Source organism: Pseudopedobacter saltans DSM 12145 (assembly GCF_000190735.1).
Lineage (GTDB): Bacteria > Bacteroidota > Bacteroidia > Sphingobacteriales > Sphingobacteriaceae > Pseudopedobacter > Pseudopedobacter saltans.
Window position 1 is genome coordinate 439,469 of record NC_015177.1, and the last position, 25,666, is coordinate 465,134.

At 36.2% G+C, this 25,666-nt stretch carries 23 protein-coding genes and 1 tRNA gene; 16 read left to right on the forward strand and 8 right to left on the reverse strand.

The features are described 5' to 3' along the window. The first annotated feature begins 248 nt into the window (after positions 1 to 248). From PEDSA_RS01785 to PEDSA_RS01800, 4 genes are all read left to right on the forward strand, one after another. Complete coding sequence (locus PEDSA_RS01785; protein ID WP_013631437.1) at positions 249 to 1,889, forward strand: ribulokinase; 1,641 nt, start codon at positions 249 to 251, stop codon at positions 1,887 to 1,889. Between the two features lie 8 nt (positions 1,890 to 1,897). After that, positions 1,898 to 2,599 (forward strand): L-ribulose-5-phosphate 4-epimerase AraD, encoded by a 702-nt coding sequence (gene araD / locus PEDSA_RS01790; protein WP_013631438.1) that lies wholly within the window; start codon positions 1,898 to 1,900, stop codon positions 2,597 to 2,599. Positions 2,600 to 2,623: 24 nt separating this feature from the next. Continuing rightward, positions 2,624 to 4,126 (forward strand): L-arabinose isomerase, encoded by a 1,503-nt coding sequence (gene araA / locus PEDSA_RS01795; protein WP_013631439.1) that lies wholly within the window; start codon positions 2,624 to 2,626, stop codon positions 4,124 to 4,126. 321 nt (positions 4,127 to 4,447) lie between these two features. Further along, positions 4,448 to 6,019, forward strand: a complete 1,572-nt coding sequence (locus PEDSA_RS01800; protein WP_013631440.1) for a S8 family peptidase — start codon at positions 4,448 to 4,450, stop codon at positions 6,017 to 6,019. A gap of 38 nt (positions 6,020 to 6,057) precedes the next feature. On the opposite strand, the gene PEDSA_RS01805 is transcribed toward PEDSA_RS01800, so the two are convergent. Further along, a complete protein-coding gene (locus PEDSA_RS01805; protein ID WP_013631441.1) occupies positions 6,058 to 7,104 on the reverse strand; it encodes an outer membrane beta-barrel protein in 1,047 nt (348 codons plus the stop codon). A 489-nt stretch (positions 7,105 to 7,593) separates the two neighbouring features. Here PEDSA_RS01805 and PEDSA_RS01810 point away from each other — a divergent pair, with 489 nt between their 5' ends. After that, positions 7,594 to 8,898, forward strand: a complete 1,305-nt coding sequence (locus PEDSA_RS01810) for an ammonium transporter (protein ID WP_013631442.1) — start codon at positions 7,594 to 7,596, stop codon at positions 8,896 to 8,898. A 54-nt stretch (positions 8,899 to 8,952) separates the two neighbouring features. On the opposite strand, the gene PEDSA_RS01815 is transcribed toward PEDSA_RS01810, so the two are convergent. Together PEDSA_RS01815 and PEDSA_RS01820 are read right to left on the reverse strand one after the other, a co-directional pair. Beyond that, the gene (locus PEDSA_RS01815; protein ID WP_052305751.1) at positions 8,953 to 9,747 is read right to left on the reverse strand and encodes a Cof-type HAD-IIB family hydrolase; all 795 of its coding nucleotides are present in this window, start codon (positions 9,745 to 9,747) and stop codon (positions 8,953 to 8,955) included. Between the two features lie 224 nt (positions 9,748 to 9,971). Continuing rightward, a tRNA-Met gene (locus tag PEDSA_RS01820) sits at positions 9,972 to 10,045 on the reverse strand. A 175-nt stretch (positions 10,046 to 10,220) separates the two neighbouring features. Between PEDSA_RS01820 and PEDSA_RS01825 the strand changes: the two genes are divergently transcribed. The 4 genes from PEDSA_RS01825 (at position 10,221) to PEDSA_RS01840 (ending at position 14,050) form a co-directional block, all read left to right on the forward strand. Next, positions 10,221 to 10,742 carry a DUF421 domain-containing protein gene (locus tag PEDSA_RS01825; protein WP_041536935.1) on the forward strand — a complete coding sequence of 174 codons (522 nt, stop codon included), beginning with the start codon at positions 10,221 to 10,223 and terminating at the stop codon, positions 10,740 to 10,742. Between the two features lie 142 nt (positions 10,743 to 10,884). Beyond that, positions 10,885 to 11,268, forward strand: coding sequence for an START-like domain-containing protein (locus PEDSA_RS01830; protein ID WP_013631445.1), 384 nt, complete (start codon positions 10,885 to 10,887; stop codon positions 11,266 to 11,268). 21 nt (positions 11,269 to 11,289) lie between these two features. Beyond that, entirely contained in the window at positions 11,290 to 12,720 is a 1,431-nt protein-coding gene (locus tag PEDSA_RS01835) for an LptF/LptG family permease (RefSeq protein ID WP_013631446.1), read from the forward strand. 124 nt (positions 12,721 to 12,844) lie between these two features. Continuing rightward, positions 12,845 to 14,050, forward strand: coding sequence for a bifunctional 3,4-dihydroxy-2-butanone-4-phosphate synthase/GTP cyclohydrolase II (locus PEDSA_RS01840; protein WP_013631447.1), 1,206 nt, complete (start codon positions 12,845 to 12,847; stop codon positions 14,048 to 14,050). A 53-nt stretch (positions 14,051 to 14,103) separates the two neighbouring features. Here the strand turns inward: PEDSA_RS01840 and PEDSA_RS01845 are convergent, their stop codons facing one another. The 5 genes from PEDSA_RS01845 to PEDSA_RS01865 all read right to left on the reverse strand — a co-directional run bounded on the left by PEDSA_RS01845 (position 14,104) and on the right by PEDSA_RS01865 (position 18,161). Then, positions 14,104 to 14,487: an acyl-CoA thioesterase gene (locus PEDSA_RS01845; RefSeq protein ID WP_013631448.1), complete on the reverse strand. Its 384-nt coding sequence runs from the start codon at positions 14,485 to 14,487 to the stop codon at positions 14,104 to 14,106. Positions 14,488 to 14,738: 251 nt separating this feature from the next. After that, positions 14,739 to 15,272: a DUF937 domain-containing protein gene (locus tag PEDSA_RS01850; RefSeq protein ID WP_013631449.1), complete on the reverse strand. Its 534-nt coding sequence runs from the start codon at positions 15,270 to 15,272 to the stop codon at positions 14,739 to 14,741. A 141-nt stretch (positions 15,273 to 15,413) separates the two neighbouring features. Continuing rightward, entirely contained in the window at positions 15,414 to 16,058 is a 645-nt protein-coding gene (locus PEDSA_RS01855; RefSeq protein WP_013631450.1) for a carbonic anhydrase, read from the reverse strand. A 20-nt stretch (positions 16,059 to 16,078) separates the two neighbouring features. Next, the gene (locus tag PEDSA_RS01860; protein WP_013631451.1) at positions 16,079 to 17,701 is read right to left on the reverse strand and encodes a SulP family inorganic anion transporter; all 1,623 of its coding nucleotides are present in this window, start codon (positions 17,699 to 17,701) and stop codon (positions 16,079 to 16,081) included. 133 nt (positions 17,702 to 17,834) lie between these two features. Next, positions 17,835 to 18,161, reverse strand: coding sequence for a hypothetical protein (locus tag PEDSA_RS01865; protein WP_013631452.1), 327 nt, complete (start codon positions 18,159 to 18,161; stop codon positions 17,835 to 17,837). Between the two features lie 178 nt (positions 18,162 to 18,339). Between PEDSA_RS01865 and ccoN the strand changes: the two genes are divergently transcribed. The 7 genes from ccoN to PEDSA_RS01895 all read left to right on the forward strand — a co-directional run bounded on the left by ccoN (position 18,340) and on the right by PEDSA_RS01895 (position 25,628). Then, on the forward strand, positions 18,340 to 20,454 hold the full coding sequence (gene ccoN / locus PEDSA_RS01870; protein ID WP_013631453.1) for a cytochrome-c oxidase, cbb3-type subunit I: 2,115 nt from the start codon (positions 18,340 to 18,342) through the stop codon (positions 20,452 to 20,454). A 22-nt stretch (positions 20,455 to 20,476) separates the two neighbouring features. Then, entirely contained in the window at positions 20,477 to 20,650 is a 174-nt protein-coding gene (locus PEDSA_RS20205) for a hypothetical protein (RefSeq protein ID WP_013631454.1), read from the forward strand. 10 nt (positions 20,651 to 20,660) lie between these two features. Beyond that, the gene (locus tag PEDSA_RS01875; RefSeq protein ID WP_013631455.1) at positions 20,661 to 21,587 is read left to right on the forward strand and encodes a cbb3-type cytochrome c oxidase N-terminal domain-containing protein; all 927 of its coding nucleotides are present in this window, start codon (positions 20,661 to 20,663) and stop codon (positions 21,585 to 21,587) included. A gap of 76 nt (positions 21,588 to 21,663) precedes the next feature. Continuing rightward, on the forward strand, positions 21,664 to 23,055 hold the full coding sequence (gene ccoG, locus PEDSA_RS01880) for a cytochrome c oxidase accessory protein CcoG (protein ID WP_013631456.1): 1,392 nt from the start codon (positions 21,664 to 21,666) through the stop codon (positions 23,053 to 23,055). 2 nt (positions 23,056 to 23,057) lie between these two features. Further along, positions 23,058 to 23,471 carry a FixH family protein gene (locus tag PEDSA_RS01885; RefSeq protein WP_013631457.1) on the forward strand — a complete coding sequence of 138 codons (414 nt, stop codon included), beginning with the start codon at positions 23,058 to 23,060 and terminating at the stop codon, positions 23,469 to 23,471. Further along, positions 23,468 to 24,142 carry a sulfite exporter TauE/SafE family protein gene (locus PEDSA_RS01890; RefSeq protein ID WP_013631458.1) on the forward strand — a complete coding sequence of 225 codons (675 nt, stop codon included), beginning with the start codon at positions 23,468 to 23,470 and terminating at the stop codon, positions 24,140 to 24,142. Before PEDSA_RS01885 ends, PEDSA_RS01890 begins: the two co-directional genes overlap by 4 nt. Positions 24,143 to 24,419: 277 nt before the next feature. Beyond that, on the forward strand, positions 24,420 to 25,628 hold the full coding sequence (locus PEDSA_RS01895; protein ID WP_013631459.1) for a right-handed parallel beta-helix repeat-containing protein: 1,209 nt from the start codon (positions 24,420 to 24,422) through the stop codon (positions 25,626 to 25,628). Positions 25,629 to 25,666 lie beyond the last annotated feature (38 nt).

Sequence of the window (25,666 nt, forward strand, 5' to 3'; positions counted from 1 at the left end):
AATATAGGAATTTGGTATCCATTGGGATAACGGTTAGGTATAACTATATTAAAAGTTCGCACTTTACAGTTTTAAGCATCAGAGCTATTATGAGATCTTTTTGAGTTTAATAATCGATTTATTTATTTTATTTTCAATAAGATAGGCAGGAGTATTCTGTTATATACATAATATTTTTTTAAATTATCTTTATTTTTTACCTAAATAAGTGTTAATTTGACATTAATAAGAACTGATTATCTAAAATAATGTTTGTAATAGGAGTAGATTACGGTACGGATTCTGTTAGGTCTGTAGTGGTTAATGCGAAAAATGGGGAAGAGTTGGCTTCTTCTGTGTTTTACTATCCGAGATGGAAAAAGGGAGAGTTTTGTGATCCGGCAAAAAATCAATTTAGGCAACATCCGCTAGACTATATAGAGGGTTTAGAAACTACAATTAAAGATTGTTTAAGCAAAGCTGGGCAAGATATTGCCAGACAAGTTAAAGCCATATCTGTTGATACAACTGGCTCTACTCCGATTGCTGTTGATAAAAACGGTACACCCTTATCGCTAAAGCCTGATTTTGAGGATAATCCTAATGCTATGTTCGTTTTATGGAAAGATCATACTTCTATAAAAGAAGCAGAGGAAATAAATAAGCATGCAGAAAAATTTGATATCAATTACCTGCAATATGTTGGAGGGATTTATTCTTCCGAGTGGTATTGGGCCAAATTACTTCACGTTTTAAGAGAGGATGAAGCTGTTAGAAATAGTATCTATACTTTTGTTGAGCACTGTGATTGGATTCCGTTTTTATTATCCGGTGGAAATGAAGCTTCCGATTTGAAAAGAGGTGTTTGTTCTGCGGGACACAAAGCTTTATATGCAGAGGAGTTTGGCGGATTACCTCCGGAAGAGTTTTTTACATCGTTAGACCCGCTTTTAGCTGGGTTCAGAGGAAAAGCTTTTGATAAGACTTATACATCTGCAGAAGTTGCTGGAACTATTAGTGAGGAATGGGCAGCGAAATTAGGTGTTCCTGTTGACGTAAAAATAGGTGTCGGTGCATTTGATTGCCATATGGGTGCTGTTGGAGGACAGATAGAACCATACTATTTAAGTAAAGTAATGGGTACTTCTACCTGTGATATGCTGGTTGCTCCAATAGATGAAGTAAAAGATACTTTAGTAAAGGGGATTTGTGGTCAGGTGAATGGGTCAATCATTCCAAATATGATAGGTATGGAAGCAGGGCAATCTGCCTTTGGTGATGCTTATGCTTGGTTTAAAAATGTACTGGCGTGGCCATTGAAAAACCTGGGTACGGATTTGCTGGAAGAGGAGATTATCAAAAAAATTGAAGACCAGATTATTCCCGAACTGGCAAAAAGAGCAAATGAATTAGATCCGGAACATGAAGCTGAGTTTGCAATTGAATGGCTAAATGGCAGAAGAACTCCGGATGCAAATCAGGCGTTAACGGGTGCTTTGTTTGGTTTAAGCCTGGGAACCGATGCGCCAAACATATTTAGAGCTATTGTAGAAGCAACTTGTTTTGGAGCCAGAACAATTGTCGAGAGATTTGTAGAACAAGGTATCCCTATTAAAGGTCTGATAGGTTTGGGTGGGGTAGCCAAGAAATCTCCCTTTATAATGCAAATGATGGCGGATGTCATGAATATGTCTATTAAAATTCATAAATCAGAGCAAACTTGTGCCATCGGTGCAGCAATGTTTGCTGCTACTGTTGCAGGAATTTACCCAAAAGTAGAAGATGCCATGGTTGCTATGGGGCAAGGTTTTGATGCTGAATACTTTCCAAATCCGCGAAGGGTTGAAATTTATGAAAAGCGATTCCAAAATTACCTTAAAGCAGGCGCTTTTGTAGAGTCAAATAGTTAAGAAGTAAAATGAGTAAATATAAATTCATAAGACAGTCTGCATATGAGAGCAATATGCAACTTCCAAAATTAAATTTGGTGTTCTCTACTTTTGGGAATGTGAGTGTAGTAGACAGAATAGAAAAAGTTTTCGCTATAAAGCCAAGTGGTTTGCCTTACGAGAAGCTTTCACCAGATAATATGGTGATTTGCGATTTTGAAGGAAACGTGGTAGAAGGGGATTTAAGGCCATCTTCTGATACTAAGACACATGCGGTTTTATATAAGCATTGGGAACATATCGGAGCGGTGGTTCATACGCACTCTAAACATGCTACTGCCTGGGCGCAAGCACAGAGAGATATTCCGATTTTTGGAACTACTCATGCAGATTATTTGACTACTGATATTCCTTGTGCGCCACCAATGGATGATGCGAAGATTGTAGGGAACTATGAGTATGAAACGGGATTCCAGATTTTAGATCATTTCAAAAATAATAATTTGAAATATGAAGAAGTAGAAATGGTTTTAGTAGGGAATCATGCTCCTTTCACTTGGGGAAAAACTGGTGAAAAGGCTGTTTTTAACAGCGCTTTATTAGAGTATGTTGCAGAATTAGCTACGTTAACAGAGCAAATTAATCCCAAAGCTCCGAGATTAAAAGATTCTTTAATCAACAAGCACTGGGAGAGAAAGCATGGTGCTAATTCTTATTACGGACAATGTTAAAACGAAAATATCAATATAAAATCAATGATTAGTTTAAAAGATTTTGAAGTTTGGTTTGTTACAGGAAGCCAGGACTTATATGGAGAAGAAACATTAAAGCAAGTAGCTGTTCATGCAGAAAAAATAGCTCAGTTTTACAATGAGAATCAAGAGATTCCGGTAAAAGTGATTTATAAACCTATTGTACTTACTCCAGATCAGATTTATAAAACATTAAGTGAAGCTAATGTTGCAGCAAACTGTGTGGGTATTATCACTTGGATGCATACTTTCTCTCCGGCGAAAATGTGGATCAGAGGTTTAGAGGTACTTAAAAAACCTTTGTTGCACTTGCATACACAATTCAATCGAGACATTCCTTGGGATTCTATCGATATGGATTTCATGAATCTGAATCAAAGTGCTCATGGCGATAGAGAATTTGGTTTTATGGTATCCCGCATGAGAAAGAACCGTAAAGTTGTTACAGGTTTCTGGCAGGAAGCAACTGTAATTAAGGATATTGCTATTTGGGCAAGAGCTGCCTCAGCATGGTACGATTGGCAAGGTGCTAAATTTGCAAGATTTGGCGATAATATGCGTTTTGTAGCTGTAACAGACGGTGATAAGGTAGAAGCAGAACGTAAGTTTGGTTATGCTGTAAATACCTATGCTGTTGGAGATTTAGTTGCGGTAATCAACGCAATTGAAGAAAAAGATGTTGACGCTTTAATGGCGGAATATGATGCAAGTTATACGCTGGCTTCAGATCTACAAGAAGGCGGTAGCAGAAGATCGAGTGTTAGAGATGCTGCAAGAATAGAACTTGGTTTAACGAAATTTCTGAAAGACGGAGGATTTAAAGGTTATTCTAATACGTTTGAAGATTTACATGGAATGGTTCAATTGCCAGGCATAGCTTCTCAACGTTTGATGGAGCAAGGATACGGTTATGCAGGTGAAGGTGACTGGAAAACTGCTGCCCTGGTAAGAGCAGCCAAAGTTATGGGCGCTGGTTTAGATGGTGGTAATGCTTTTATGGAAGATTATACTTATCATTTTGATCCAGAAAACTCCATGGTTTTAGGCTCACATATGTTAGAGGTGGATTCTTCTCTAGCAAAAGAAAAACCATCACTGGAAGTTCATCCTTTAGGTATTGGCGGTAAAGCAGATCCTGCAAGATTGGTATTTAATGTAAGAAAAGGTGCTGCTTTAAATGCTTCGTTGGTAGATATAGGGAATCGTTTCAGATTGGTAGTAAATGAGGTTGAAGCCGTTGAAACGGAAAATCAATTGCCAAAACTTCCTGTTGCCAGAGTGTTATGGAAACCACTTCCTGATATGAGAACAGCTTGTACAGCCTGGATCTATGCAGGTGGTGCGCATCATACCGTTTTTAGTCAGAACTTAACACCTCAATATTTTAAAGATTTTGCTGATATCGCAGGAATCGAATATGTAGTTATTGATGCAGAAACAAAATTAGCCCAATTTGAAAATGAGTTGAGATGGAATGATGTTTACTATTCTGTTCTACAGAAATAAAGAACTATAAGAAAACCAAACCATAGCCCGAAGATTTATCTTTGGGCTTTTTGTTATTGGCATTTTTAATAAGTATAGAGCTTGTATTCTTGTTTATAGTTTTTCATCTGTGGATATTTCGTTTGTGTCTTCCCCTGAAAGTATCATTTTTATGAAACCTAAATCCTAAAGTAGCCCGAACAAATGGACTGAAATCTCGTCCTATTCTTATTCTTGGTTATCTTGAAGGTGCCATATAGTTAATATATTGTTAAAAGTATTTTAAACTTAGTTCTAAAATAAGATATTCGTAGCTTTTGCATAAATTATCAGAAGCACCTAATGAAAAGGATCACCTTTATAACTAAGTCTATTTTTATACTCGCTATATTATTTTTTATTCCTGTTTTATTAATGGCTCAGAAAGCCAATTGGCAAAATCTAGATTTACATAAAGATGGTGTTTTTGGAATAAGCGCTGAAAAGGCCTACGACGAACTTTTGAAAGGTAAAACAGGGGTAAAGGTAAAAGTGGCTGTGCTGGATAGTGGGGTAGATATTGATCATGAAGACCTGTCAGCTGTTATCTGGAAAAATCCTTCAGAGGAGAAAAATGGGAAGGACGATGATGGAAATGGCTATGTTGATGATGTATATGGCTGGAATTTTCTTGGGTCTTCAATAGGAAACGTGAATTACGACAATTTAGAACTGACCCGCTTGGTGAGATGTTATGACGAGAAATTCGGAGGTAGGGATTCTGCAGAGATTAAGATTTCTGAACAAAAAGATTACGAAATTTATAAAGACCTGAAAAATAAGCTAACAGATAAAAAGCTGGATACTTTTAAGGAATTGGTCAGTATTGGAGCTGTTAAAAATACACTGGACTCTCTTGTTGAAATAATAGGAAAAGACAATCCTAGAAGCAAAGATTTTAAAAGATTGAAATTAAACGACTTTTCTCAGGAATATTTGGTGTCATTTCTTATTCACGAGCTTAAAAAAGAACCATATTCCTCTTTGTACTACAATATGTTTGGTGAAACCATGAGGTATTATAAAGAACAGTTGCAGTATCATCTGAATGAACAGTTTAATTCCCGGGATACCGTTGGAGATAATTATAAAAATGTCGAAGAAAGAATTTATGGGAATTCTGACGTTGTTGGGCCGGATGCTTTGCATGGTACGCATGTCGCGGGAATCATAGCTGCTACCCGGAACAACAAAAAGGGTATAAATGGTGTAGCAGATAACGTTGAAATTATTTCTGTACGTTGTGTGCCTAACGGTGATGAAAGAGATAAAGATGTAGCAAATTCAATTCGTTATGCTGTTGATAAAGGTGCGAAAATCATTAACATGAGCTTTGGGAAATCTTATTCGACCAATAAAAAAGCTGTGGACGAAGCTGTTAAGTATGCAATGTCAAAAGATGTATTGCTGGTACATGCAGCGGGAAACGATAATAAAAATTTGGAGCAGGAAGCCAACTTTCCAAATCGGCTTTATGAAAGTGGAGGAAGTGCTGTTGCCTGGTTGGAGGTTGGGGCTTCTTCCTGGAAAGCGGATAGCACATTAAAGGCTCCTTTTTCAAATTATGGAAAGACTAAAGTGGACGTTTTTGCACCTGGTGCAGCAATAAACAGTACTGTTCCCGGATCTAAATATCAAGTACAGAGCGGAACCAGTATGGCTGCCCCTGTAGTTTCTGGTGCTGCGGCAATTTTAAGGTCTTACTATCCAAATTTAACCGCTGTACAAGTGAAGGAAGTTATTATGAAATCGGCAATTCCTTTTAACGGAGAAGTAGTTGTTGATAATGGTGAAAAAATTAGATTTAGTGATTTGTCCGTTTCTGGTGGGATTGTCAACATTTATGAGGCACTAAAATTGGCGAGTACATATTAATGAAACAGGGAGGTTAATTAAACCTCCCTGTTTTTGATTTAAAAGGTATAAACTAAAGCAGCCGAAAATTGACAAGCTTTTTTCGTTGGCGTAAGAAAATCATCTTTTAAAAACTCACTTTGCTTACTATTATCAAGTCTGATTTCAGGAATAAAGGTTAATCCACCATGTTTAAAATTAGCAGAAAGTGTGAAACTGGTTTTAGCATCACCTTCAATACCCCCCGCATCTTTTATTTTGAAATATTCGCCTCTTACACCTAAAAGAAAGTTGTTGCTGAATGCGTATTTTGGATAAAGAGCGACTCCCGTATAACCGCCATCAGATTTTAATGTATAATCAGCAGCGTTTAAGCCTAAAGCAATCTTATTTGTAATATTATAGGAAGCGACAAGGTCTACTAATGTTCCTGAGCTGTAGTTTGCTTCACCACCTTCCGATGATCCGGTTAGGAAATTTACGTATATACTGGTATTTTCATTTGGCGTTATTCCTAATTGAGCACCAATATGTGAAACACCATTAAAGTCCTGATAACTATTCCAGTCGTTAAATAATCCTATCATACCACTTACTTTTTCCGAAAAACTATAATTAGCTTTTATTCCAGCATTTTGAAATGGCCCTGCTCCGAATAGATAAGAGGTGGAATAATGAAAGTTTGCTGAAGGCGAGATGACCTCATAACCGATAAATGTGCCCATGAAACCCGCGGTAACACTCAGTTTGTCTGTAAAGGAATAGACTGCATAGAGGTTTTGGATGTGAAAACTGTTGTCGTTATTCGCGGGCGAGCCATCTCCATTTACAAGGGACCGATATTGTCCTCTTGGTCCGAAAGAAATCTCTCCAACAAAGGACGCCTTTCCGGTAGATTTTTTAAGCGCTAAGTCAAGCATTCCCAAAGAAATCGAGTTGTGATCTTCGGTAAAGTAAGTAGGAATGTTGGTTTGTTTAGCAAAATCATACTTCCAGTAAACATCTGCACTTCCAGATAATTCTAAAGGAAGTTTTTCTGTCTCTTGAGCGAATGTACCGGTACAGGAGAAAACAGATAGTGCGATTAAAAATGTGTTCTTTTTCATAAAAGTGGTTTTTAGGGTGATATTATGTTTGTTTTTTAGTGTTATTACTAGTTTTTATCACTTATGAAAAAGATTTGTAGGTTTTTTTGACTGATTTTTTGTTTTTAGTATAAAATTTGTTCTTGTCTGGTTGTATTTTTTGAATTTTTGTGTAAATATTGGTTTATTTTTTGGTAAAATAAAAATTAATTCACCTAATTTTTCATTATTTGCTTGTTTTTATATGTTTTTGTTGAATTTTTATTGACTTATTTTTATTTTTTTAGCTTTTATGTTGCGATTATGGTAAAAAATAAGGTGTGTTTTGTTTTTTTAATGAAATAAATATAAAAATTTACTTTTTTTTAATTAAAATGATTTTTTAATTTGAATTTGATAATAAAAACTGTTTAAATTTGTGTTATGTTCAATTAAAGTCTTTTTGTTTTGAATTTTTGTTAATTGAAACTGATTTGTAGGATTAAATTAAAACCATTAAAGTGATTAATTATGAAAAAGTACTTACCATTTGTTATACTTATTATACTGTGTGTAATAGGTTTGTTTACAGCTACAGTTCCAACGGGTGGCGGAGAAAATCCTGACTTAAACACAGGAGATACAGCCTGGTTATTAACTTCATCTGCTTTGGTGTTGATAATGACACCGGGATTGGCATTTTTCTATGGAGGTATGGTGAGTAAAAAGAATGTGATCTCCACTATGTTGCAGAGTTTTATCTGTATGTGTTTAATAACGGTAATATGGGTTTTTTTTGGTTTCAGTTTGGCTTTTGGAGAAGATATAGGGGGGATTATTGGTAATCCATCAACCTTCTATATGATGAGCGGAGTACTGGGTAATGCCTCCTGGGTCGCTCTTCCAACTGTTCCAATAGCATTATTTGCAATGTTTCAATTGAAATTTGCTATTATCACACCGGCTTTAATCACCGGAGCATTTGCAGAGCGTGTTAAATTCAATTCATTCTTAATTTTTATTACACTTTTCTCAATATTTATATACTCGCCTTTGGCGCATGCAACATGGCATCCTGAAGGTATATTGGCGAAATTTGGTGTTTTGGATTTTGCGGGAGGAACAGTAGTTCATATGTCAGCAGGTTGGGCTGCGCTGGCTGCAGCAATTTATTTAAAAGGAAGAATAAATATATCACATAATCCAGCAAGAATAAGCTACGTGATTTTAGGTACTGCCTTACTATGGTTTGGTTGGTTTGGTTTCAATGCGGGTTCTGCAGGTGGAGCAAATACGTTGGCAGCATATGCTTTTGCAACAACAACTACGGCTTCGTCTGCAGCAGCCTTAGCATGGATATTTTTCGACATTGTAAGAGGGAAAAAGCCTTCAGCAATGGGGACTTGTATAGGGGCTGTTGTAGGGTTGGTGGCTATAACTCCGGCAGCTGGATTTGTTAGTATACCTCATTCTATTGTAATAGGAGTGGTAGCTGCTATAATCAGTAATCTGGTTGTTATCTGGCGAAGTAAAACTAATATCGATGATACATTAGATGTTTTTCCATGTCACGGCGTTGGTGGTATGGTTGGTATGGTCTTAACCGGCGTCTTTGCGCATAATTCTATTAACGGAGTTGTGACTGATAATGGTTTATTTTTTGGTGAAACAAAGCTCTTTGTTGCACATCTTGTAGCGCTGGTTGCTGTTTCAGTTTTTGCATTCTTTGGTTCTCTTTTATTGTTGAAAATTACAGACTTGATTTCACCAATCAGGGTACATGAAGAAGCAGAGACTGTGGGGTTGGATAGATCTCAACATGACGAAGAACTATGATGTAAGCAAATTGTTTTGTAAGTCCGGATACATTATCCGGACTTTTTTTTATTTTTATATAACACCAAAGTGTTTTAAGGCATTGGCAATTCCATCTCCATCAACAGCGTCGGTAATATAATCTGCAATAGCTTTAACCTCTCTATTGGCATTTCCCATAGCTATTCCTATACCTGCAGTTTTAAGCATTTCGATGTCATTTCCACCGTCTCCAAAAGCTAACGTTTCAGAAATATCAATATCCAAATGTTTAGTGAAAGCAATTAGCCCGGTACCTTTATTTGAGTTTTTTAAATTCACATCAGCAAAAAGATGGGTCCATCTGCTTGTTTCGCATTCTGTTAAGGCATTTTGAATTAAATGCTCGTCTTCATCTGGATTGATAAATACATTCATTTGTATTATGTCTTTTTTTAGCCCTTCTTCCATGGTTTCGGTTTCCATAGTTAGCGGAAGGTTTAGCAGATTGAATACTTCTATCACCTCATTGTCGACATAATTGATTTTATTATCAAATTCGGACATGAATATACACGGAAAGCGTTTCACTTCTTTCTGGTATTTTATAAGCGCTTCAATATTTTCTTTAGGGATTGCTCGTTTATGAAAAATTTCTTTGTTGTGGCCCACGCACAAATTTCCGTTGAATGTAAGATATCCATCAAAATCTATCTCCTTTAAATGTGAAAGTTGATTGGTTGATCTTCCTGTGGCAACGATTATTTTTATTCCTTTTTCTTTTAAAGTCTTGATAGCATCTAAGGTCGATTGCGGGATTTTATGAGTTTCAAAACTTATCAGAGTACCATCTACGTCAAAAAATACGGCTTTAATCATCTTTTTTTTCATCCATGCAAATTTGCTGAATAAAATCTACTGTAATGTTTGTTTTGGGTAAAAGGTGGAATTAATAAACTTAAGGATCAATCGGAATTTCTGGGGGGAATGTTGGTAATTTGTTTACTTTGTAAATGAATAACGAAATAACCGCAGAAGTAGTACTGTTATAGCTTAATTAATATAGAAAACCTCTTAAATGAAAAAAGCCCATCTTTTGATGAGCTTTTCTAGCGTAGCGGAGACGGGAGTTGAACCCGTGACCTCAGGGTTATGAATCCTGCGCTCTAACCATCTGAGCTACCCCGCCAGGACACTTTCTTAAAAAGTGATGCAAATATAAGGTAAAATACTTATCATGGGAAATGGAAAAAAGAAAAATGTAGAAATAATTTGTAATGTATTCATTCTTAGGCTTAAAATTTTTAGCTTGGAAATAGCAAGCAATTTTAGAATGCTTTTGTTCTTAATGAAAATAAATAGATATGGAAATGTACTTAAATATAGCTTTCAGGTGCTTAGTGGTTTATGTGTTTATGATTTTGGCAATTCGCCTGACAGGGAAGAAAGAACTTACGCAGCTGAATACAATAGATGTTATTTTGATATTGCTAATAAGTAATGCAGTGCAGAATGCTATGGTTGGTCCCGATTCGAGCTTATCTGGCGGTATAGTAGCGGCAGGCGTTTTGTTCCTCCTGAATTTTTTGATGAAAAAAGTAATGTTCAGAAGTAAAAGAATCAGACAGTTTATGCTTCAGAAACCACAAGTATTGATTCATGATGGAAAGATGGATTTTGAAATGCTACACAAACTGGATATATCTAATGATGAATTGGAAGAAGCTATGCGAGAACATGGTATCGATGAAATAAAAAGTATAAAATTGGCAATGATGGAAGTCGATGGCAATATTAGCATTATTACAGGAAAAACAGATTTGAAACGTACGGTCTTTAAAAGAAAGAGAGTGCACAAAACGTTAAGTAAGACCGCATTGATGTAAAAGGATGGTATATTAGTTTGTGTTAAGTCAGTATTTACCTAGCTTTTATAAAAACTATTGGAAATCTAAACTTAATTACTTTTCTTTAGAAAAGTAAAGGTGATGCAAGGAGCGATCATCGTAATGTTTATAAACTAAGTGCATGTCAGAGAAAGTACAGTTTACATTGGAATATGAGGTAAAATCATCTCCTCGCATTTTATACAGTTTTATCAGTGAGCCTAATGGACTTGCTCAATGGTTTGCCGATGAGGTGCATTATAGAGATCAGGTATATAGCTTTAAGTGGGATGACGGCGAAGAGAAAAAAGCTAAGAAGGTATTAGCTAAGGAAAATAAGCAAATCCGTTTTGCCTGGTTGGATGGTGACGAAGGATATTATTTTGATATGGAAATTAGTAAGGATGAGTTAACCAATGATGTAGCTCTTATTATTACAGATTTTTCCAGACAGGAAAACTTGAAAGACAGACAACTCATTTGGGATAATCAGATAGATACTTTGCTAAGTGTAGTTGGAGCCTAATTTTTTTTCTACTTTTGCAGAGTGAAAAAAATACATCTTTTAATCGTAAAAGCATTTATTAAGCCATTTTTCGTCACTTTTTTTATAGTGATGTTTGTCTTGCTGATGCTTTTTTTGTTTAAATATATAGATGATTTAATAGGCAAAGGTTTTGAATGGTATGTGATACTCCAGTTACTTGGATATGCTGCAGCAACAAATGTTGCGATGGCCTTACCTTTGGCCGTTCTGCTTTCGTCTATTATGACCTTTGGAAATTTGGGCGAAAATTATGAGCTTGTTGCCATAAAATCAGCCGGAATTTCTTTACAGAGAGCCATGGCACCGCTTTTTATAATGGTGACAGGACTTAGTATAGCTGCGTTTATATTTTCCGATTATATGCTACCAGTAGCCAATTTAAAAATGGGCTCACTTTTATATGATGTTAGGAACCAAAAAGCAGCTTTTCTTATTGAGGAAGGAGTGTTTAATAACAGTATTCCGGGTTATTCTATTCGTGTAGAGCAAAAGGATAAAGACGGAAAAACTTTAAAAGATGTTGTTATATACGATCATACAAAAGGTTCAGGAAATACGAATGTCCTTATGGCCGATACGGGCGAAATGTATAAAACAGACGACGAGAAATATTTAGTTTTGGTTTTAAAACATGGAGTAAGATACGAGGAGTCTGCCGGACAACGAACCTATAACCCAAGAGAACGTTTGGTACGATATAAGTTTGATGAAACTATGCAGAAATTCGATCTTTCTTCCTTTAACTTTAAAAGAGAAGATGAAAATCTGTTTAAAAATAATTATCAGATGCTGAATCTGAAAGAGTTGGATTCTGCGAAACTGGCGAGTATTAAATATTTTGATAGTTTAGCCAATGATCTTTTCAGACAAATAAAACCCAGCTATAAAATATTCTACCAAACTGCAAACTTCAGGAAAGCTAAAGGTGAAGCTAAGTTAAACTTGAAAAAAGATGGTGTTCTCGCGGGTATTACAGCAGAACAACAGGAAATGGTAGTTGAAAATGCTACTCAAACGGTTCGGTCTGTGAAAGAAACCATTGAAACGAGAAGTACAGAAACACAGGATCTTTTTAAAGTTATTACCAGATATATTATAGAATATAATAGGAAATTTACGTTGTCGGTTTCCTGTTTGGTATTGTTTTTTATTGGGGCTCCATTAGGAGCTATTATTCGAAAGGGCGGACTAGGGCTTCCGGTGGTCGTTTCTGTGATTTTTTTTCTGATTTATCATATTATCAGCACAATAGGTGAGAAGATGGCCAGGGACGGAACTATATCTCCTTTATTAGGAATGTGGATTGCTATTTTTGTGTTGACACCACTTGGTTTATTCTTAACCTATAAAGCAACTGCTGATTCGGCCTTATTTGATGTCGAATATTATAAAAACATTATAAAAAGATTCTTTAAAAAGAAAGAAAAGTAATAGTACCAATATCATCCAGATGTTACATAAATATGGCTTTTCATTCAAAATAGCCCGAGTAAAATTGGTTAACTTTGAATAGTTTTTTTGAGAATCAAAAAATCTTATTTAATAACATGTCTGTATGTTAAATACTATAGAAGAAGCGATACAAGATATAAAAGAAGGAAAAATCATTATTGTTGTAGATGATGAAGATCGGGAAAATGAAGGTGATTTTTTAATAGCTGCCAGATTTGCCACACCCGAGGTTATCAATTTTATGGCAAAAGAGGGTAGAGGATTAATCTGTGTACCCATAACCGAACAGAGAGGGAAAGAGCTGGAGTTGGAGCTTATGGTCGGTAAGAACACCGCGACATTAGAAACTAATTTTACAGTAACTGTAGATTTATTGGGTAAAGGATGTACAACAGGTATATCTGCGTCAGATAGGTCTAAAACGGTACTTTCTCTTATCGATCCAGCAACGAAGCCTTCTGATTTAGGCCGACCAGGTCATATATTCCCACTTATAGCAAAAAATGGAGGGGTTTTACGTAGAACAGGTCATACAGAAGCGGCTATTGATTTAGCTGTTTTAGCGGGGCTTGAACCAGCGGGTGTGATATGTGAAGTTATGAATGAAGAAGGTGAAATGGCGCGTTTACCAGAATTGTTAGAAATGGCTAAGAAATGGAACATGAAAGTGGTTTCAATTCAAGATTTAATATCATACCGTTTAGAAAAAGAATCGTTGATAAAAAGAGAGGTTTCCGTTAATCTTCCTACAGAATGGGGCGAATTTCAAATGGTTGCCTTTACGCAAATCAATACCGGAGAACATCATTTAGCTATCACGAAGGGATCCTGGGAACCCAATGAACCTGTATTGGCAAGAGTGCACAGCTCCTGTGTAACAGGAGATATTTTTGGTTCATGTAAATGTGATTGCGGACCTCAATTGCATAGGTCAATGGAAATGGTTGAGAAAGAGGGTAAAGGAATAATCGTATACATGAATCAGGAAGGTAGAGGAATTGGGTTGATTAATAAACTAAAAAGCTATAATCTGCAAGAACAGGGTTTAGATACTTACGAAGCAAACATTGCCTTAGGATTTAAAATGGATGAACGGGATTACGGTGTCGGTGCTCAGATTTTAAGAGAAATGGGAGTCAGAAAAATGCGCTTAATGTCTAATAATCCTACAAAACGAGCTGGTTTGATTGGCTACGGTTTAGAGGTCGTAGAAAATGTACCGATTGAAATAACGTCTAATAAGCATAATGAAAAGTATTTGAAAGCTAAAAGAGATAAAGCTGGACATACCATAATGAAGAATTTATAATTTATCTTCAGCAAAAAGGCTTCCGGTCAAACGGAAGTTTTTTTGTTTTATAGCTATTCGATTCTGATAGGTTTCATATTATCACCTACCGCTACCAATGTGAACTCTCCGGTAGAAGCTTTCTCTCTGTAATCAGAATACATGTCTTCGACGTATGCTTCGACTAAAACCTTTATACTAGTATTTCCAATATGAATGATAGAACCTATCAACTCTACAAAGCTTCCGGCGGGAATCGGTTTAATAAAACTTATTTTTTCTGAGCCAACGGTGACAAATGCTTTTCGGGCATACCGTGTTGCGGTAATAAAAGCAATTTCGTCCATCATAGCCATTACCGCGCCACCGAACATGGTATTATGATGATTGGTGATATCAGGAAAAACTGTTTTGAAAACACTGGTTTTACAGGCTGCGATTTTTTCTTCTCTGGTCATTATCAAATATACTGATAATGATTGTCAATGATTTTCAATAAGATATTTCTGTCGACTTTTTTACAAAAGGAGGGCTGTCTCAAATATCATTTTAGACGACTTTGGGTTGACGATTTTCTAAAGTAACGCTTCTAAATTGCGAAATACTCAATTTGCCCTATTAACTTGAGTTGTTTATTGAAGAAGTTGAAATGAAAAAGGGGCTGTCTCATAAATAGAAACAGCCCCTCATCTTTGATAAATAAGAATAATTACTTTTTGAAGAACCCACCCAGTATATTTCCCAATCCGCCTTTGCCGCCTAGAGCGGAAATTGCATCCTGTATATTTACCTGTCCATCTCCGTTCTGATCAAGACCTTTCAGCGAATCCAGGATTCCCCCACCTTGCCCTCCCGATAAGGAAGAAATGATATCTGCAATATTAAACCCTCCGTTACCATCTTTTGCTTTTGAAAATATAGTGCTTAATATCTGAGGAATTACAGACTGGGAAAAGTTCACTGCAGCTTGTGTATCAATACCAAAATTACTACTTAGTTTTCCTGTAAGACTATTCACGATATTTTGAACTACAGGATTAGAAGAGATAGCGGATGCGTTTATATTCATTAATCCCATAATATCATTCACCTGGCCATTAGATAAAGCATCCTTAAAGCCGGAAACGATAGAATTACCTGTTTCTTTAGCAACATCTGAGCTAAGGTTGTTAGAAATACCACTGGTATTCTCTACTTTTTGTTGAGCAATCTGTTCGATAAGCTCTTTTACTTTTTCCACCATGATAGACGTTTTTATGATTTGTACTTTGAAGTTACAAAAAACTTTTTTAGGAATTATATACTGTTGAAATGACCTTAAGGAAGTTTATAAGGGAGAAAAAGAAAGGTCGCTATAAAGCGACCCTTTCTCAACATATATCAACTAAGCAATTTTAAAAACTTTGTCGAAAGCGGCATTACTGCTACAGGTTACTTTCAAATCATTAATAAGTCCCGTTTTTAAATCAAGAACCCACCCATGTAATTGAAGATCCTGACCTTGTGCCCATGCATTTTGTACAATGGCAGTAGCACTTAATTTATGTACACCCTCTATTACATTTAAATCAACCATCCTCCTTATTTTGGCTTCCTCGTCTTCAATCGCATCTACTTCTTTTTTATGCAATCTGTATACATCTTTAATACTCCTTAGCCAGTTGTCAATTAAGCCGAACTGTTTATCGGACATGGCTGCAGCTACACCGCCGCATCCATAATGACCGTTGATAATAACGTGATTAACTTTTAAAACGTTAACAGCGTAATCCAATACACTTAGCATGTTTAAATCGTTATGAGCAATAACATTTGCAACATTTCTATGTACAAATATTTCTCCCGGAAGCGTACCTGTAACCTGATTTGCAGGTACGCGGCTATCTGAACAGCCAATCCATAATACCGGTGGTTTTTGCCCTGCGGCTAATCTGTCAAAATAATTAGGATCTTCCTTTAAGGTCTTTGCAACCCATTCTTTATTTCCTGATAATAGCGATTCGTATGTTATATGATTTGTTTCAACCATGACTTTTATATTTTAATATTTTATTGTTCTAAAACTTCTTTTAATTCATTTCTGTTTGGTACCACCTCATCTAATTTTGGTAGCTGATAAATTGGTTTGATGTTAATCAGATCAACTTCTATCTTGTTTTTATATGCGTTTTGATGGAAGTTTTCGATAATTTCTAATACATCTCTGTCGATATATTTAGAGTTGGAACCGTCGATTATCACTTTTGCGCCCTGAGGTATGTGAGTTAAGGTATATCGTATCGCCCCTTTGTTAAGGAATGAAACTTCTTCTGATAATCTAAGCTTGAGTGTTTTCTGCTTACCTTCATTTTCCAGTTTGTAAAAATACGGATTTCTCATATTCGCTCTTAACAAATAAAAAACTCCTATAAGCATTCCGATGGCTACACCCATTAGAAGATCGGTAAATACGATAGCTAAAACTGTAACAGAGAAGGGAATAAACTGGTCTTTTCCATGTTTCCACATTTTTTTAAACAGTAAAATATTCGCCAGTTTATAACCGGTAAACAGTAATATAGCGGCCAAACAAGCTAATGGAATCATGTTGATAATCGAGGGAATAGCAAGTAAGGCAACCAAAAGCAAGATTCCGTGAAAAATTGCTGAAAGTTTGGTTTGTCCTCCCGAATTTACATTTGCAGATGAACGTACAATAACAGAAGTAAGTGGTAATCCACCAAGTAACCCACTAACACTATTACCAATTCCCTGTGCAATTAATTCTCTGTTGGTTGGAGAAACTCTTTTTTGTTTGTCAATTTTATCAACCGCCTCGATACTCAGGAGAGTTTCTAATGACGCTACAACAGCTATTGTAATTGCTACTGTCCATACATCCGGATTTAAGATTTGTGAAAATTTAGGGAAAGTAAAAAGCCCAACAAATTCTCCAAAACTGGACACAATAGGTATTTGAACCAAATGCTCGGAGGTTAATGCATAATCAGATTTACTGAATAACTGAGCTAATAGCACCCCTAATACAACAACAATCAGAGGTGCAGGAATTGCACTTAACTTTTTAAGCTTTGGCCAAAAAATTAAAACAACTAAAGAAACCAGGGTAATAATTAATGCGCCCGTCTGAAAGTTCTGAAAAGCGGTTACTATGGCTTCTAAGGCCCCTTGTTTCTCTATAGATGTATTTTCATCCGCAAAATAGCTGATATCATAACCCAAGGCATGTGGAATCTGCTTTAGAATAAGAATAATACCTATTGCTGCCAACATACCTTCTATAACGGAAGAAGGGAAATAATTTCCTATCGTTCCTGCCCGGGCAAGTCCGAGTATAATCTGAAACATACCGGCAATAACGACAGCTAACAGGAAAGTTTCAAAGGCCCCTAATTGGGTAATTGCGTTTACAACAATTACAGTTAGCCCAGCGGCAGGTCCGCTTACGCTCAATTGAGATCCACTAAAAGAAGCTACTACAATTCCTCCGATAACACCTGTTAACAATCCTGCAAATAATGGCGCCCCCGAAGCAAGAGCTATCCCCAGACATAAGGGCAGCGCAACTAAAAAGACTACTATACTTGAAGTCAAGTCTTTTTTCATTGTTCCAGGGTTTAAATATTTGGATATATTAAACGTTGGAAATAACGAATCTTTTTCTTTTTTCATTTTATAAATAAGAATAAAAATGGTCTGTACTAAATGGATTGACTTTTTAAATCCAATAGCATCTCATATACAAAAAACAATGTGACTATTTGATTGATACACCTAATTGTTGTGTAGCAAAGGCTAAATGATTTTAGCTTAAGTTAGGAGGAGGCGTTGGTACAGCGGGGAAAAAAGATTTGACGTAATTTCTCGGCTTTATATGATATTTAGGTTTAATATCTAATTCGATACGTAATAAATGCAAGTCGAAAATACTACATATATCGGCTGCTTTCTTTGCTTTACCGTCTTTAGCTGTCTCATGCGTTTCGTTTTCCAACTCCAGTTGTAAGATAACGGCATTGACTGTTGTTCTGTCTATATCCACAAAAAGCGGAGCAATAGAAAGAATCATCTTGGTAGAAAAGACCAATAAGAAGATAAATGCGATTCTCTTTTTTACTATTGCTTTAGACATAAATGTCAAGTCTTTGATATTTTATTTTTTTTCAAAAATATTTTTTATACACAAAAAGTGCAAGAAAAAAATGAAGGGAAGATAAAAATATGACATTCCTCATATTTCTTAAAGATTCAAGTCATTCTATTGTCATCGGGGTTAGAATAGCTTTGGAGTATCAAAAAAGCTATATTTTATGCAACCTGACAAATTTTATTACGACAACAAAATTGTAAGGGATTTTGCCATTGCCACAATGGTTTGGGGGATTATTGGTATGCTTGTAGGGGTACTTGCAGCAACTCAATTATTCAATCCAGCGGCAAATTTAGGATCCCAATACACAACTTTTGGTAGAATCAGACCATTACATACAAATGCTGTGATTTTTGCATTTGTGGGTAACGCAATCTTTATGGGAGTTTATTATTCTCTGCAAAGATTGTTAAAAGCAAGGATGTTTAGTGACGTTTTAAGTAAGATCCATTTTTGGGGTTGGCAACTTGTTATCCTCTTAGCTGCTGTTACATTGCCTTTAGGATTGACCACTTCGCATGAATATGCTGAGTTAGAATGGCCGATAGATATTTTATTGACCTTAGTGTGGGTAACTTTCGGTATAAACATGTTTGGAACTATTTTTAAACGTAGAGAAAAACATTTGTATGTAGCTATTTGGTTCTATATCGCAACATTTGTTACCGTAGCTGTTTTGCATATTGTGAACTCAATTCAAATTCCGGTATCAGCTTTCAAAAGTTATTATTTATACGCAGGAGTGCAGGATGCATTGGTACAATGGTGGTATGGACATAATGCGGTAGCATTTTTCTTAACAACACCTTATTTGGGTCTTATGTATTATTTCCTGCCGAAAATGGCAAATAGACCTATTTATTCATATAAATTAAGTATACTACACTTTTGGTCTTTGATATTCATTTATATCTGGGCAGGGCCACACCACTTATTATATACTTCGTTGCCAGGATGGGCGCAGTCTTTAGGCGTTGCATTTTCTGTGATGTTAATTGCACCGAGTTGGGGAGGTATGATTAATGGGTTATTAACTTTAAGAGGTGCATGGGATAAAGTGAGAGATAATGTAACCTTAAAATTTATGGTTGTTGCGCTTACTTGTTATGGTATGGCAACTTTCGAAGGTCCCTTACTTTCATTGAAAGAGGTAAATGCCATAGGTCACTTTACAGATTGGATTGTAGCTCACGTACATGTTGGCGCCTTGGGTTGGAATGGATTTTTAACCTTTGGCGTAATGTATTGGTTAATACCTAGAATTTATAAGACAGAGCTTTATTCTAAAAAATTAGCATCTACCCACTTCTGGATTGGCACACTGGGTATCCTTTTTTATGCTATTCCAATGTATTGGAGTGGTTTTACCCAAGGCTTAATGTGGAAGGAATTCACTGAAGAGGGTATGCTTAAGTATCCGGGATTCATTGAAACTACTTTGAGAATTATTCCAATGCATATGTTAAGAGCTTTAGGAGGAGTAATGTATCTAAGTGGTGTGATTATAATGGCTTATAACCTGGTTAAAACTGCAAAATCTGGAAATCTGGTTCAACAAGAGTATGCAGAAGCGTTACCGTTGGTGGAAGAGAATCCTAAAGGCGAAACTGCACATAAAAAACTAGAGCGTAAACCAATTGCGATGTTGATAATTAGCTTGGTGGTTATTTTAATCGGTGGAGTAGTAGAGATGGTACCTACCTTCTTTATCAGTTCCAACGTACCAACTATCTCAAGTGTAAAGCCTTATACAGCTTTAGAAATTCAAGGCCGTGATTTATATATTAAAGAGGGCTGTGTGAACTGTCACTCCCAAACGGTGAGACCTTTTAGAAGTGAAACAGAAAGGTACGGAGAATACAGTAAAGCTGGAGAATTTGTCTATGACCATCCGTTCCTATGGGGCTCTAAACGTACCGGACCGGATTTGCATAGGGTAGGAGGTAAATATAGTCATGCATGGCATTATAATCACTTAATAGATCCAGCTAGCATGACCCCTGGTAGTATCATGCCTTCTTATGAATGGTTGGCTGAACAGGAAATCGATACAACTACAACGGCTCCTAAAATTAAAGCACTTAGAAGAATTGGAGTCCCATACGAGGAGGGTTTTGAGAAAATTGCAAATCAGGACTTATTGAAGCAGGCTGAAAAAATTGCTGCGGGATTAAAAGCAGACAATATCGAAGTGTCTCCGACATCAGAAATGGTTGCAATAATTGCTTACCTGCAAAGATTGGGAGTAGATATTAAAGCAGAAAAGAAAAATTAGCTAACATTAAAATTAAAAGGTCATGTTTAAGCAAATAAGTAACCTGGCGGGAAATGAGATTTATTTATTGGTATCTCTGCTCATATTCATAGTTTTTTTCATAATAGCAACTTTTATGCTGTTCAGAATGAAAAAAACGCATATAGCCTATATGAGCGAGCTTCCGGTTGAAAATGACAATCAGACAAATGCTTAAAAAATAAAATATGAAAAAATTAAGTTCAATATTTTTACTGTCAGCGTTAACTCTTAGTGCGGGAAATGCATTTGCAGAGGAAGAAGTGAAGATGGCAACAACGGAGTTGATGAACTATATAGGAGTGGCAGCGATTATTTCGACACTAGTGTTGGTGTTGATTGTTTGCCTTGTGTTATTGAAAACTTTCAGGGTGATGGCATCTATTTTATTGAAGGATGTAAAAGTGTCTGAAGTGAGTCCTATTCAAGAGCAATCATCGGTACAAGCAGTGCAGGAAAAACGTACTTTTTGGCAAAAAGTACTTTCTTTGAGACCATTGTCAGAAGAAAAGGATTTGGTAATAGAACACGAGTTTGATGGAATCAGAGAGCTGGATAATCCGACACCAGGGTGGTTTATGTATTTGTTCTATGCTACTATCATATTTGCAGTTGTTTATCTGTTAAATTTCCATGTGTTTAAATTAGGTAAGTTGCAGGATGAGGAATACGTTGCAGAAATGGAGCAGGCGGAAGCTGCTAAAGAGGCTTTTCTGGCTAAATCTGCTAACAGGGTAGACGAAACAACCGTTACTTATTCGAATGATCCGGCGGTTATAAGTGCAGGGCAGGCCATTTTTAATAAAAATTGTGTAGCCTGTCACGGAGATAAAGCACAAGGCACCGTTGGACCGAATCTTACAGACGATTACTGGTTACATGGGGGAACAATAAAAAATATCTTTAAAACCATTAAATATGGTGTTCCTGATAAAGGTATGATTTCGTGGGAAAAGCAATTGACTCCTAAAGAAATAGCCGAAGTGTCAACTTATATAAAATCTCTTAGAGGATCTAACCCAAGCGGAGCGAAAGAGCCTCAGGGAGTGGAAGATAAGGGTGAGGAACTTGCCGGTGATGCAGCTGCACAGACAGAAACCGTAAAAGAAATATGAAAAAGATCAGTGTGCTTTATCAGGTGCACTGATTTTGTTTTAAGGTTCTCTCTTTATAGAGACTAAAAATCAAAAAGTGGAAGAGATACAATATCATAGTACCGTACAGGCAGATGGAAAGAGAAGATGGTTATATCCATTAGTGAGAAAAGACAAGTTTTATACTTATCGTAGTTTGTTGGGATATAGTCTACTGGCATTCTTATTTGTAGCTCCTTTTGTAAAGATTAAGGGTAATCAGTTATTGCTGATCAATATCATCGAAAGAAAGTTTATCATTTTTGGACAGGTTATCTGGCCTCAAGACTTTTTTATATTCGTATTGGCCTCTTTACTGGCATTAATTAGTATTGTACTCTTTACCATCGCATTCGGTAGAGTCTTCTGCGGATGGGTTTGTCCTCAAACTATTTTTTTAGAGCTCGTATTTCGTAGAATAGAAATTTGGATAGAAGGTGAACCAGCAGCAAGAAAAAAGCTGGACGAAAGTCCATGGACAGCAGAGAAGATCTGGAAGAAATCTTTAAAACATGGTCTATATATTCTGATTTCCTTTTTAATTGCTAACACTTTTTTAGCATATGTCATCGGAAGTGATGAGCTGATTAAAATTATGACTTCTCCGCCACAAGATCATCTGGTTGGTTTTATAAGTATATGGTTGTTCACTTTTACTTTTTATGCTGTTTTTAGTCATGTAAGAGAAATTGTTTGTACAGTTATTTGCCCTTATGGTAGATTACAAGGGGTTTTATTGGATAAAAATTCATTAACCGTAGCCTATAATTATGTAAGAGGAGAGCCAAGAGGTAAGTTAAAAAAGGGGATTGATACTGAAACAAAAGGAGATTGTGTTGATTGTAATCTATGCGTGGCTGTTTGCCCAACCGGAATAGATATCAGACAGGGTACACAGCTGGAATGTGTGAACTGTACAGCATGTATCGATGCATGTAATCAGGTAATGGATAAGATAAATAAACCGAGAAACCTGATTGGCTACTATTCTGAAGAAATGATCAAAACGAATAAGAAACCGGAGTTTTCTTTTAGAATGAAAGCTTACTCTTTTGTTATTTTGGTTATGGTAGGTGTGATAGCGTATTTTATCTGGAATCAAAAAAATGTTGATGTTATTGTCCTGAGAGCTGGTGGAACACTTTACCAGGAGCAACAGGATGGTTACATCAGTAATCTGTACAATGGGGAATTTGTAAATAAGACTACCAAACCCGTAAAAGTCGATATTGAGGGAGTGGATAAGAATGTCAAGATTAAATGGATCCAACCGGTGGATAGTTTAGCAAGAGAGAGTTCTAAAAAGGGAACCTTCTTCTTACTGATGCCTAAAAACAAAATTAACCAGGCTAAAAATGTAATCAAATTAAGGGTTTTAGAAAACGGACAAGAAACTTACGAGATAAAAACTAACTTTCTGGGACCTGTATCAAGAAAAATTAAAAAATAGTTATGAATTGGGGAAAAGGTATTGTAATCGGGCTGGCTGCCTTTATGAGTTTTGTTCTGTGCCTGGTAATACTAATGTTTAGGGCTCCGGACGATAGCTACGATGAAGATTACTATGAAAAAGGTTTGTCTTATGACAAGGAATATGGGCAAAAGCAGAATGTATTAGATGATAATGCTAAACCAAAAGTTATCATAGAAGATAAAAAGATAACCGTATCTTTTAATGGTCTGGATTCTGGAAAATTAACTTTTTATCGGCCTGCTAATAATAAATTGGATAGGATATACAAATTAAGTGAGGTACAAACGGAAATAGCCACAAATAATCTGGAAAAAGGCGAATGGAAGTTAATTTCTGAATGGCATTACAAAGGAAAGCCATATTTATACGAACAAAGTGTATTTATTCAATGAATCATTTGCAGTTAGCATTTATTATAGGACTTTTTGGAAGTTTACACTGTGTTGGAATGTGTGGGCCGTTGGCGTTTGCAATTCCTAATACAGGCAGTAGTAGATGGAGATTGGTGCTTAATAAATTTATTTACCAGATAGGGAGGGCGTTTAGCTATGCTATTTTAGGCTTTCTAATTGGTATCATCGGTAAAAAGCTCTGGATAGCAGGATTTCAACAAACTTTAAGTGTACTATGCGGAGCTTTTATTGTCGTATATTCTATAATTAGATTGATTCCTTTGAGACGGAAATTCAATTCGAATTTTTCAATTATAAACGACTGGATTTCTAAAGCGATTCAGAAGCGTTACGGGCATTTTGTAGTTGGTTTATTGAACGGAATTTTGCCATGTGCTTTTGTCTATGTTGCATTAGCCACGGCGGTTAATACTACAAGCCCTGTTCAGTCTGCCTTATTCATGTTCTTTTTTGGTTTAGGAACACTGCCTTTAATGTTCTCTGCTGCTGTAGGAGTAAGTTTTGCCGGACATAATTTGCGACGGTCAATTAACAATATTTTGCCAATATTATCGCTTCTTTTGGGAATTTGGTTTATCCTAAGAGGTTCGTCTTTAGATATCCCATTCCTAAGTCCTGTGTTAACCGGGGATTCTGCTATTTGCAGGTAGTTTCTTTAGTGATAAGTTATAAGTTCGTTCATTGGGAGCCAAAGCTATTAAGTTAGAGAAGTTACGGTTGGCAATTAAACCATATCCCAGGCCACAGTTTCCTCTTTCCAAGAGGATCCTGTAATCCTCAAATACTTACATTTAAAGCGTCTATTTTCTTCTTTCCGGATGTTATAGGTGTTGTTTGTAATGTATTGTAAATCTTTTTATTATATTTTTTTTGCAAATATAGTGTACGTTACCGATATTTAAGTTTGTCAATTTAAACCCATTTATTATGAAAAAATGTATTTTATTATTGGGAGTTACGTCCATCTTCCTTTTTTCTTGTGGCAAACAAGATATCCACCAACCATTGGAAGCCCTTAATGGTAAAGAAAAAGTAAAATCAGAATCTTCTACATTGGCTACAACCATTGTAAATGTAACACCATCTACAACTTTCAACAGTGCATTTTGGAGTAATATTCAAACTCTATTGCAATCAAACCCTGTAGATGTGGTTTTTGCGGATGGTACTTATAATTTAACATCCACTATTTCTTTAAGTAATATCGGCCATGCTACTAACAGATTGCAATTGAAATGCAATACCATAGGTTCGGCGATTATTACCGGTTCCATTTCAAAGCTAATGGGATTAAGTTACTGTCAGAATATTCTTATACATCGACTTAAATTTACGGGACCAGTAACTGATTACGGGCTTACTATACAAAGAAGCCAAAATGTAACAGTCGCATATTGTAGATTTGAAGATATGCCAAATGTTTACTACGGTGCGTTAGGAGCTCATTATGCAACTTCAGACAATATAATTGTTCGACAAAATCAGTTTGCAAATGTTGGCGTCGGATCCACAGCGCATATGGTTTATGGTGCTTATGGAGTTACCAGACTTAAAGTTATTGATAACACTTTTACTGATTGCGCAGGTTCTTTTGTGAGATTTAGAGGAGATAATTCAACGCATGGAGTCGTTTATGGTAATACATTTACATCCACAGGAACATATTTAACCGGAGTTAATCCAATATTTGTAGAAGTACCTGTATTTAACGATGTCAATCCGGGTGACGAGAAATTTGGTACAAGCTTTATGATAACTAAAAATAATTTTAACTACAGTACTTCAGGAAATCAAAGTACCAGATATGCTTTAGTTTTTCACCATAGCGGATATAACCCTACAGGAAGGACACACCTGATTAGTGCTGCAGATGCAGCAACGTTAGGAAGTGGAAGTAGTACCGTTGCTGCAAAACGAGCGATAATGTCATCAAATTTAGGCTTAGACGGAACAAAAATTCTTTTTGGTGGAAATACCAATACAAACGTGGCGGCTAATGTATCTTACAGATGTCAGGGAGGATACGGTGCTGTAGCGCCTTGGACTGGGATTGTAAGTATAGGAACAGCAGTTACTGCTACCGGTTTAGCAAGCACTTATGAAGAAGCCCTGGCTTTTTATGATGATCTATATTAGATAGTCTCGAATGGTTGCTTAACTGATTGAGTAGCTGT

Coding starts and splice junctions, on each gene's coding strand:
- PEDSA_RS01785 (WP_013631437.1), top strand. CDS start 249: ATGTTTGTAATAGGAGTAGATTACGGTACGGATTCTGTTAGGTCTGTA.
- araD (WP_013631438.1), top strand. CDS start 1,898: ATGAGTAAATATAAATTCATAAGACAGTCTGCATATGAGAGCAATATG.
- araA (WP_013631439.1), top strand. CDS start 2,624: ATGATTAGTTTAAAAGATTTTGAAGTTTGGTTTGTTACAGGAAGCCAG.
- PEDSA_RS01800 (WP_013631440.1), top strand. CDS start 4,448: ATGAAAAGGATCACCTTTATAACTAAGTCTATTTTTATACTCGCTATA.
- PEDSA_RS01805 (WP_013631441.1), bottom strand. CDS start 7,104: ATGAAAAAGAACACATTTTTAATCGCACTATCTGTTTTCTCCTGTACC.
- PEDSA_RS01810 (WP_013631442.1), top strand. CDS start 7,594: ATGAAAAAGTACTTACCATTTGTTATACTTATTATACTGTGTGTAATA.
- PEDSA_RS01815 (WP_052305751.1), bottom strand. CDS start 9,747: ATGAAAAAAAAGATGATTAAAGCCGTATTTTTTGACGTAGATGGTACT.
- PEDSA_RS01825 (WP_041536935.1), top strand. CDS start 10,221: ATGGAAATGTACTTAAATATAGCTTTCAGGTGCTTAGTGGTTTATGTG.
- PEDSA_RS01830 (WP_013631445.1), top strand. CDS start 10,885: ATGTCAGAGAAAGTACAGTTTACATTGGAATATGAGGTAAAATCATCT.
- PEDSA_RS01840 (WP_013631447.1), top strand. CDS start 12,845: ATGTTAAATACTATAGAAGAAGCGATACAAGATATAAAAGAAGGAAAA.
- PEDSA_RS01845 (WP_013631448.1), bottom strand. CDS start 14,487: ATGACCAGAGAAGAAAAAATCGCAGCCTGTAAAACCAGTGTTTTCAAA.
- PEDSA_RS01850 (WP_013631449.1), bottom strand. CDS start 15,272: ATGGTGGAAAAAGTAAAAGAGCTTATCGAACAGATTGCTCAACAAAAA.
- PEDSA_RS01855 (WP_013631450.1), bottom strand. CDS start 16,058: ATGGTTGAAACAAATCATATAACATACGAATCGCTATTATCAGGAAAT.
- PEDSA_RS01860 (WP_013631451.1), bottom strand. CDS start 17,701: ATGAAAAAAGAAAAAGATTCGTTATTTCCAACGTTTAATATATCCAAA.
- PEDSA_RS01865 (WP_013631452.1), bottom strand. CDS start 18,161: ATGTCTAAAGCAATAGTAAAAAAGAGAATCGCATTTATCTTCTTATTG.
- ccoN (WP_013631453.1), top strand. CDS start 18,340: ATGCAACCTGACAAATTTTATTACGACAACAAAATTGTAAGGGATTTT.
- PEDSA_RS20205 (WP_013631454.1), top strand. CDS start 20,477: ATGTTTAAGCAAATAAGTAACCTGGCGGGAAATGAGATTTATTTATTG.
- PEDSA_RS01875 (WP_013631455.1), top strand. CDS start 20,661: ATGAAAAAATTAAGTTCAATATTTTTACTGTCAGCGTTAACTCTTAGT.
- PEDSA_RS01885 (WP_013631457.1), top strand. CDS start 23,058: ATGAATTGGGGAAAAGGTATTGTAATCGGGCTGGCTGCCTTTATGAGT.
- PEDSA_RS01890 (WP_013631458.1), top strand. CDS start 23,468: ATGAATCATTTGCAGTTAGCATTTATTATAGGACTTTTTGGAAGTTTA.
- PEDSA_RS01895 (WP_013631459.1), top strand. CDS start 24,420: ATGAAAAAATGTATTTTATTATTGGGAGTTACGTCCATCTTCCTTTTT.